Genomic DNA, 1,119 nt, shown 5'->3' with positions numbered 1-1,119 from the left:
CTACCCGTTCATCGGTACGGCGGGGGTGGGGTCGCGAGGGCTTGGAGGACTCGGGCGCGGAGGAGTTCGTATTGGGCTCGGTGACGTCGGGGAGCGTCGGGTGGGCGGATGACTGCTTCTCCGTTGACGACTAGTTCGTCGGGCCGGAACTGTTCGGCGGTCAGGTCGACTTCGGTTCCGTTCGGGAGGCGGTTCCAGTAGTGGTTGCCGATCCGCAAGCCGTCTACCTGGACTTCGCCGAGGATCAGTTCGCCACCGAGCACGTCTTGGACCACCAGCGCCGTCATCCCGCACTGGTCCCGCGCCGGATTGTCCGCCCGCCACTCGGCGCTGGATTCGGGGTAACACGTGTCCGGCCCCCAGGCCGTGCGCAACAGAATCTGCAACTCCTCCGTGCTCACCATCCCCTAAGCCTGGCCCAACACCGGCCTAGCAGGGGCCGCCCACTAGGCGGACGAGCCCGGAATCTGCCCAAAACAGACACCCCTGGAATCAAGGGCCTCACCCCGATCGTTGCGGGAGGTTGGGGAGCGATACCTGTCGATTCGGGTGGGGTAACGCTCCCCAGCTCCGCCGGCCTTCGTGACCCCGCGGTCACCGGGCCTTCGCGCGAGCCGGGGAGGACTTTGAGCACGGGTCAGTCACGGATCCGGCCGGAAAATGACTGGTGGGTGCTCAAAGTCGGCCGGGCGCGCGGCCTTGTGCACGGTTCAGGCGTTTCGGCGGGTGTCAGGTGACTGGTGGGTGCTCAAGGGTGGCCGCCGCGCGTTGAGCGGGTCGGGAGCGGACCGTCGGCACTCACCAACCTGTTCGGCACCCCGGTCCGCACGCTCAGGCGAGGGGCGGAGACGCTGGTCGGAGGCACTTGGATGCTCCTATGGATGTCAAGCAGCGGTTGGCTTGGGGTTTGGTTGGCGTAGGAGGTAGTAGATCTCGCGGGCGATGAGGCGTTTGAGGCAGCGGATGATGTCTTTCTTTGACAGGCCTTCGGCGGTGCGTTTCGCTGCGTAGGCCTGGGTGCGTGGATCGTGGCGGAGTCGGCTGATGACGATCACGTAGAGCGCTTTGTTGGCTTGCCGGTCGCCGCCTCGGTTGAGGCGGTGGCGGTGGGTCTGGCCA

Annotated in this window: 2 protein-coding genes; both read right to left on the bottom strand. The window is 66.3% G+C overall.

Going from position 1 to position 1,119, the window contains the following annotated elements:
* Positions 1-8: 8 nt before the first annotated feature.
* The gene (locus E1263_RS42450) at positions 9-404 is read right to left on the bottom strand and encodes a YunG family protein (RefSeq protein ID WP_132178153.1); all 396 of its coding nucleotides are present in this window, start codon (positions 402-404) and stop codon (positions 9-11) included.
* A 480-nt stretch (positions 405-884) separates the two neighbouring features.
* A partial coding sequence (locus E1263_RS42445) for a transposase (protein WP_165956932.1) occupies positions 885-1,119 on the bottom strand: 235 nt, incomplete at its 5' end.

Origin of the sequence: Kribbella antibiotica (assembly GCF_004349055.1) — a bacterium.
Taxonomy (GTDB): Bacteria; Actinomycetota; Actinomycetes; order Propionibacteriales; family Kribbellaceae; genus Kribbella; species Kribbella antibiotica.
The sequence above is the reverse complement of the archived record's forward strand: the minus strand, read 5'-3'. Positions and strand labels throughout refer to the sequence as shown.

Excerpts from the sequence above, each read along its gene's own strand:
- E1263_RS42450 (WP_132178153.1), bottom strand. The coding sequence starts at position 404 with ATGGTGAGCACGGAGGAGTTGCAGATTCTGTTGCGCACGGCCTGGGGG.